The organism is Planomonospora algeriensis (assembly GCF_977012225.1).
This window is the reverse complement of record NZ_CDRNDK010000342.1, coordinates 1-6,947: the sequence shown is the minus strand read 5'-3', so window position 1 is coordinate 6,947 and position 6,947 is coordinate 1. Positions and strand designations below refer to the sequence as shown.

Genomic DNA, 6,947 nt, shown 5'->3' with positions numbered 1-6,947 from the left:
TCGCCGCCGGAACCCCCCGAACCGAAGTCACCGCCGCCGTAGCCGCCGGAGCCGAAGTCCCCGCCGCCGTAGGTGGCGTCGCCCGAGCCGCCCGAACCGCCGCCGCACGCGCCGCCCACGTACGCGCCGCCGCCGTCGGACTGCTTCAGCTCCTTCTCCAGCGTGGGGTCACCGGACTCGCTCAGGCCGTACAGGGCGACCGGGGCGCCGACCGCGAAGGCCAGGTCACCGCTCGTGTCGTGGCGGGACCCCCGGATGTGCACCCGGCGGGCGGAGTCGAGCACGTCGCGCCCGGCCCGGGTGAGCACGTTGCGCAGCGCCTTGCGCTGCGTGCCGTAGGTGATCAGGCCGATCAGCGCCGCCGCGAAGCCGATCAGCACCGCGCCGATGCCCAGGCCGCCTCCCGAGACGTCCAGGACGGCGAGCAGCACGACGGCGGCGACGGTGAAGAACACCGCGAGCAGCGAGGCGGTCAGGAGCCGCCGCAGCGACCTGCCCGCCCCGTCCAGCGCGCCGCCGCGCACCAGCAGGCCCATGCCCTCCAGGTCGCCGCGCAGGGCCGCCATGGCCGGCCCCTCGGCCACCGTACGGCGCAGCTCCCCGGCCGGGCAGGTGCCGGAGCGGGCGGCGAGGGCCGACAGGACGGCCTGCTCGATCCCGTCCGGGGACGGCGGGCCCCGGACACCAGGCTGAGCTGCCCGCCGCGCGCGACCCGGATGCCGCCGCCCCTGGCCAGCATGGCCAGCGCGGTGTTGACCGTACGGCGCGGCCCCCCGGCCAGGTAGGCCAGGTGGTAGGGACTGATCGGCCGCCCCTTGTGATACGCGGCGGCCTCGCGGACCTCGCGCTGCTGCCCGCTCAGGACCGTCGACGAGATGACCACGGCCCCGAGCAGGACGACCGCGATGACGAACAGTACGACTTCCACGTCCGCCTCCTGGGGGAAGGGGCGTCGGCCCCGTTTGTCAGGTAGACGCCCGGAGTCCCGTGGAAGTTTCAGCCTGAAGGTCTCAATTCAGACGCCCGGGCCCGCCCTGCCGGGCGGGTCCGGGCGGGCGTCCCGGTCCGGGGTCAGCCCAGGCGCTCGACCAGGGTGTTGTACTCGTCCCAGAGCTCCTTGGGAAGGTGGTCGCCGAAGGTCTCGAAGAAGGACGGGATCAGCTTCGCCTCCTCCCGCCAGACCTCCCGGTCCACGGTGAGCAGGGTCGCCAGGTCCTCCTCCGACAGGTCGAGGCCCTCGGTGTCCAGCTCGGCCGGGAGCAGGCCGATGGGCGTCTCGACCGCCTCGGCCCGGCCGTTGAGCCGGTCCACGATCCACTTGAGCACGCGGCTGTTCTCGCCGAAGCCGGGCCAGATGAACGTGCCCTCGGCGTTCTTGCGGAACCAGTTCACGTAGTAGACGCGCGGCAACCGCGCGCCCTCGCGCTCGCCGATCCTGACCCAGTGGGCGAAGTAGTCGCCCATGTTGTAGCCGCAGAACGGCAGCATCGCGAAGGGGTCGCGGCGCAGTTCGCCGACCTTGCCCTCGGCGGCGGCGGTCTTCTCGGAGGCGATGTTCGCCCCGATGAAGACGCCGTGGTTCCAGCCGCGCGCCTCGGTGACCAGCGGGACCGCGGTGGCGCGGCGGCCGCCGAACAGGATCGCCGAGATCGGCACGCCCTTCGGGTCCTGCCACTCGGGGGCGATGGTCGGGCACTGGCCCGCCGGCACCGTGAAGCGGGCGTTCGGGTGGGCGGCGGGCTCGTCGGCGTCCGGGGTCCAGTCGCGGCCCTTCCAGTCGGTCAGGTGCGCCGGGGGCTCGTCGGTCAGGCCCTCCCACCACACGTCGCCGTCGTCGGTGAGGGCGACGTTGGTGAAGATGCTGTTGCCCCAGAGCGCCTTGATCGCGTTGGCGTTGGTGGATTCGCCGGTGCCGGGCGCGACGCCGAAGAAGCCCGCCTCCGGGTTGATCGCGTACAGCCGGCCGTCGTCGCCGAAGCGCATCCAGGCGATGTCGTCGCCGATCGTCTCGACCTTCCAGCCCGGGATCGTCGGCTGGAGCATGGCGAGGTTGGTCTTGCCGCACGCGGACGGGAAGGCCGCCGCGATGTAGCGGGTCTCCCCGCTCGGCGGGGTGAGCTTGAGGATGAGCATGTGCTCGGCCAGCCAGCCCTCGTCGCGGGCCATGGTGCTGGCGATGCGCAGCGCGTAGCACTTCTTGCCCAGCAGGGCGTTGCCGCCGTAGCCCGAGCCGTAGGACCAGATCTCGCGGGTCTCGGGGAAGTGGCTGATGTACTTGGTGGAGCTGCACGGCCACGGCACGTCGGCCTGGCCGGGCTCCAGGGGGGCGCCGACCGAGTGCACGGCCTTGACGAAGTCACCCCGCTCCTCGATGAGGCGCAGGGCGGCTCGCCCATCCTGGTCATGATCCGCATCGAGACCGCCACGTAGGGCGAGTCGGTGATCTCGACGCCCAGCTGGGAGATCTCGCCGCCGAGCGGGCCCATGCAGAAGGGGACCACGTACATCGTGCGCCCGCGCATGCAGCCGGCGAAGAGCTCGCCGAAGGTCGCGCGCATCTCGGCCGGAGCGATCCAGTTGTTGGTCGGCCCGGCGTCCTCCTCCTTCTCGGAGCAGATGTAGGTGCGGTCCTCGACGCGGGCGACGTCGCTCGGGTCGGAGGCGGCGTAGAAGCTGTTCTGCCGCTTGGCCAGCCGCTTGAACGTGCCCTGCTCGACCAGCAGGTTCGTCAGGCGCGTCCACTCGGCCTCCGAGCCGTCGCACCACTCGATCCGGTCCGGACGGGTGAGCTCGGCGATCTCGTTGACCCAGGCGATCAGTTCCTTGTGGGTGGTCGGGCTGGTGACGGATACGTCAACGGTTGCGGTCACTGTGGCGGCTCCTCACGCTTCTCAGGCGGAATCATCATCGACAAGAAACCGGGCGTAATCCAATTGGCGTAGACCAGTGAATTAGCCCCGGCTCGCGCCCCGGCGACCCCGTCCCCGATCCCACCGTCCGACGTATGGGCTGGCAGGGGCCGCGATGACTGCTTTCACCTACCCGAAAGAAGCGGGTTTAAATAAACCGCACCAGAAATTGGTATAGGCCATTGAAGGAGGTCTAAACCAATGCGCCGAAAGGTTCAGACCACTTCCGGACCTCTTTTCCCTGGCCCGCCTCAGGAAGTCACGTCGGGGCCCGCCGCCCGCACCCGGTCGACGTGCTGGAGCGCGTCCCTCAGGTCGGCCAGCCAGGTGTCGGCGTGTCGGCCCACCAGGCGCACGCACCAGGCGAGCGCGTCGCTGCGGCTGCGCGCCACGCCGGCGGCCACGAGGGTGTCCAGCACCCGGCGCTCCGACTGGCGCAGCCGCGTCATGACGGGGACCGACAGTGTGGTGAACATCACCCTCTCACCCTCGACCGAGACGCCCCAGGAGACCTTCCTGCGGAACCGGTGCTCGGCCTCCGAGGCGATCTCGATGCGCCGCTCCCTGGTCTCCTCCCGGAAGCGCTGCACGGCGCCCTCCAGCGTGGCGACCCGCTCCACCTCCGAGACGCCCTCGGCGGACGCGGGCGGGCGGAGCGCTCCCACCGCCGTGATCTCCTCGCGGTCCAGCGTGATCTCGAGCGGACCGTCGAACCATCCCTCGGGCAGGCGGCCCGAGAACCAGCCGCGCAGCTGCGCCTCTGCTTCTTCATTGTCCATGTAATGAAGATTACAACTTTTCAAAGTGGTCGGCCAGAAAATATTTTGACACGACCTCTATTTTGAGAGTTACTCTCAAATCATGGCTGCTATCACTTCTCCCCGGCGCTGGTGGGCTCTGGCCGCGCTGGTGCTGAGCGTCCTCGTCATCGGACTGGACGCGACGATCCTGAACGTCGCCCTGCCCACGCTGGCCGTGGAGCTCGGTGCCTCGACCGGCGAACTGCAGTGGATCGTGGACGCCTACCTGATCCCCTTCGCCGCCCTCCTGCTCCCCGCCGGCGTCCTCGGCGACCGCCTCGGCCGCAAGCGCCTCCTCCTGGCCGGGCTGGCCGTCTTCGGCGCGGCCTCGGCCCTCGCCGCGGCGGCCGGGGGCTCGGCGGCGCTCATCGCCGCCCGCGTGCTCCTCGGCGCCGGGGGCGCCCTGATCATGACGCTCTCCGTGTCGATCCTGCCGAGCGTCTTCCCTCCGCACGAGCGCTCGAAGGCCATCGCGGCCTGGTCGGCGGGGATGGCCCTCGGCCTGCCGCTGGGACCGATCCTCGGCGGCTACCTGCTCGACCGCTTCCACTGGGGGTCGATCTTCCTGATCAACCTGCCCGTGGTGGCGATCGCCCTGGCGGCGTCCGCCGTCCTGCTGCCGGAGTCGCGTGACGAGCGCCGACCCCGCTTCGACCTGCCCGGCGCGCTGCTCTCGGTGAGCGGCCTCGCCGCACTGGTCCACGGCGTGATCGAGGCTCCCTCGGCCGGCTGGACGTCGCCCGCCGTGCTGGCCTCGCTCGCCGCCGGCCTGGTCCTGCTCGCCGCCTTCGTCGCGGTGGAGGCCCGCTCCCCCGCGCCCATGATGGACCTCCGCCTCTTCACCGACCGCGTCTTCCTGTGGGGCTCCGCCGGCGCGACCCTCGTCTCGCTGGCCATGATGGGCGTGCTGTTCGTGGTCCCGCTCCATCTGCAGGCCGTCCTGGGATACGACGCCTTCGGCACCGGGATCCGCGTCGTCCCATGGTGCTCGGCCTCATGGCGGGCGGGCTGGCCGGCGAGCGGCTGCTGGGCCGGCTGAGCCTGCGCGTGCTCCTGCCGGCCGGCCTGGCGGTGCTCGCGGGCGGCCTCGTCCTCGGCTCCCTGACCGGCGCCTCCTCCGGGTACGGCTTCATCGCCGCGTGGCTGACCGTCGTGGGGGCCGGCGTCGGACTGGCGATGGTCCCGGCGATGGACGGCGTGCTGGCCGTACTGCCCGAGGACCGGGTGGGCGCGGGCTCCGGCACGCTGCAGACGCTGCGGCAGGTGGGCGGTGTGTTCGGCGTCGCCGGACTGGGCAGCCTGCTCTCGGCCGGCTACGCGGACGGACTGCCCGCGGACGCTCCGGAGGCCGCGCGGGACTCCGTGGCCGCCGCCGTACGGCTCGGCGATCCCGCGCTCGCCGCCGCCGCCCGGGAAGCCTCCGCCGCAGGCATGGGCGCCGTGCTCCTGGTGTGCGCGGCGCTGGCCGTGGCGGGCGCCGCGGCCGTGGCGGTGTTCATGCGCGCCGGCGAGGCGCGAGAATCGGCGCATGAGCTCACCTCCGCGCCCTGAGGGACTGCGCGAACGCAAGAAGGCCCGGACCCGGCGGACGATCCAGGAGCAGGCCCTGCGATTGTTCGCCGAGCAGGGCTACGAGGCGACGACGGTCGAGCAGATCGCGGAGGCCGCCGAGATCTCGCCCAGCACGTTCTTCCGCTACTTCCCCACCAAGGAGGACGTGGTCGTCCAGGACGACTACGACCCCATCATGCTGGCGGCGCTGGCCGCCCAGCCCGCCGGCCTGGCCCCCGTGCCCGCCCTGCGCGCCGCGATGGGCGAGGCGTTCGCGCAGATCCCCGCCGAGGAGGAGGAGCAGATCCGGGCCCGCACCAGGCTCCAGCTCAGCCACCCCGCGCTGCGCGCCCGCGCCGTCGACAACATGATCGCCACCATCGACGTGTTCACCCGGGCGCTCACCGCACGCATGGACCGCGCCGACCCCGCCGCCCGTGCCTCCGCCGACCTGCTCGCCCGGACGGCGGCCGGGGCGGTGGTCGGCGCCATGCTGGCCGCGCTGTTCTCCTGGGCCGAGAGCGACGGGACCCGCCCACTGGCCGACATCGTCGACGAGACCCTCGCCCTCCTGGAGTCGGGCCTGCGCCCCTGACCCGGCCACATCCGGTACGGTGCGACCGCGCGGCGTCCGGCGGCTTCCACACGGCGACCGCGCGCCCGCCGGGCCGGTCCCGCGCGGCGACCCGGTCTCAGCCCGCCCGCGCGGCGATCTGCGGGCTGACGCGGACGGCCCCGGCGAAGTTCCTCGTGCTGACCGGGACGAGCTTGACCACGTCGCCCGTCCGCGGCGCGTGCAGCATCTTCCCGTCGCCCCAGTAGATCGCCACGTGCGAGACGTAGCCGGGGTTGGTCGGGTCGTGCCGCCAGAACAGCAGGTCGCCCGGCTGGGCCTGGGAGAGCGGGATCTGCGGGCCCGACACGAACTGCTGGTGCGTCACGCGGGGCACCCGGACGCCCGCCTGCGCGTAGGCCCACTGGACCAGGCCGGAGCAGTCGAAGGTGTCCGGCCCCTCGGCGCCCCAGACGTACGGGCGGCCCAGCTTGCCGATCGCGGCGGTGAGCGCGGTCCGCACCTGGTCCGGGCTCATGAAGGCCGACGCCGGCCAGACCTTCCGCGGCGCGGCCTTGAAGACCGGGTTGATCGCGACGACCTGGCTGCCCTTCGGCAGGACCTTGAGCAGGGCCGCGCGGAGCCTGGCCGAGTCGGCCTTGGGGGCGCTCACCACCAGGGCGTTGTTCTCCGGGATGCCGAGCTCGCGCGCCGTCCGCCGGGAGACCACCGCGTCGATGGCGCCCATGCCCATCGTGGCGTAGGCGCCCACCCGCAGGGCCCGCCCGCCGCTGGCGACGGTCCGGCCCAGTTCCAGGCCCCCGTCGTTGCCGAGCACGAAGGAGACCGCGACCTCTCCCGCCGCGACGTTGCGCCAGAGCTTGTCGGACGTGGCGGTCGGCTTGGGGGTGTAGGCGCGGAACGTCGAGGGGTCCACCCCCAGCGTCTGCACCCGCTTGCCGTCCATCACGACCTCGGCGGCGTCGGCCCGCTCGATCGCGCGGATCCCCTTGATCCGCGCCGCCTTCGCCACGACGGCGGAGCTCAGCGGCCGGTTCGCGACCACGAACAGGTGCGGCCGGCGCATCTCGGTCAGCGGGGCGACGGGCGGCGGGGCCGCGGGGGACACGGCGG

General features: G+C 72.5%; 6 protein-coding genes and 2 pseudogenes. 3 read left to right on the top strand and 5 right to left on the bottom strand.

All coding sequences use genetic code 11. The features are described from left to right. The 4 genes and pseudogenes from ACWJ6R_RS26835 to ACWJ6R_RS26820 all read right to left on the bottom strand — a co-directional run. A partial coding sequence (locus ACWJ6R_RS26835; protein ID WP_449064898.1) for a TIGR04222 domain-containing membrane protein occupies positions 1-641 on the bottom strand: 641 nt, incomplete at its 3' end. A gap of 59 nt (positions 642-700) precedes the next feature. Next, a pseudogene (locus ACWJ6R_RS26830) lies at positions 701-928 on the bottom strand (TIGR04222 domain-containing membrane protein); the annotation flags it as partial. Positions 929-1,071: 143 nt separating this feature from the next. Then, a pseudogene (locus ACWJ6R_RS26825) lies at positions 1,072-2,870 on the bottom strand (phosphoenolpyruvate carboxykinase (GTP)). A gap of 290 nt (positions 2,871-3,160) precedes the next feature. Further along, entirely contained in the window at positions 3,161-3,688 is a 528-nt protein-coding gene (locus ACWJ6R_RS26820) for a hypothetical protein (RefSeq protein WP_449064897.1), read from the bottom strand. An 82-nt stretch (positions 3,689-3,770) separates the two neighbouring features. Between ACWJ6R_RS26820 and ACWJ6R_RS26815 the strand changes: the two genes are divergently transcribed. Genes ACWJ6R_RS26815 through ACWJ6R_RS26805 form a run of 3 tightly spaced genes read left to right on the top strand, consistent with a single transcriptional unit; the run spans position 3,771 to position 5,855 of the window. Continuing rightward, positions 3,771-4,748, top strand: a complete 978-nt coding sequence (locus tag ACWJ6R_RS26815; protein ID WP_449064896.1) for an MFS transporter — start codon at positions 3,771-3,773, stop codon at positions 4,746-4,748. Further along, entirely contained in the window at positions 4,691-5,260 is a 570-nt protein-coding gene (locus ACWJ6R_RS26810) for a hypothetical protein (protein ID WP_449064895.1), read from the top strand. Before ACWJ6R_RS26815 ends, ACWJ6R_RS26810 begins: the two co-directional genes overlap by 58 nt. After that, positions 5,238-5,855, top strand: coding sequence for an acyl-CoA-like ligand-binding transcription factor (locus tag ACWJ6R_RS26805; protein WP_449064894.1), 618 nt, complete (start codon positions 5,238-5,240; stop codon positions 5,853-5,855). Before ACWJ6R_RS26810 ends, ACWJ6R_RS26805 begins: the two co-directional genes overlap by 23 nt. Before the next feature lie 97 nt (positions 5,856-5,952). On the opposite strand, the gene ACWJ6R_RS26800 is transcribed toward ACWJ6R_RS26805, so the two are convergent. Then, positions 5,953-6,947, bottom strand: a 995-nt coding sequence (locus ACWJ6R_RS26800; protein ID WP_449064893.1) for a C40 family peptidase, incomplete at its 5' end; no start/stop codon positions are given.

Bases quoted from the DNA above. Each gene is read 5' to 3' on its own strand.
- ACWJ6R_RS26815 (WP_449064896.1), top strand. From the start codon at position 3,771: ATGGCTGCTATCACTTCTCCCCGGCGCTGGTGGGCTCTGGCCGCGCTG.
- ACWJ6R_RS26820 (WP_449064897.1), bottom strand. From the start codon at position 3,688: ATGGACAATGAAGAAGCAGAGGCGCAGCTGCGCGGCTGGTTCTCGGGC.
- ACWJ6R_RS26805 (WP_449064894.1), top strand. From the start codon at position 5,238: ATGAGCTCACCTCCGCGCCCTGAGGGACTGCGCGAACGCAAGAAGGCC.
- ACWJ6R_RS26810 (WP_449064895.1), top strand. From the start codon at position 4,691: ATGGTGCTCGGCCTCATGGCGGGCGGGCTGGCCGGCGAGCGGCTGCTG.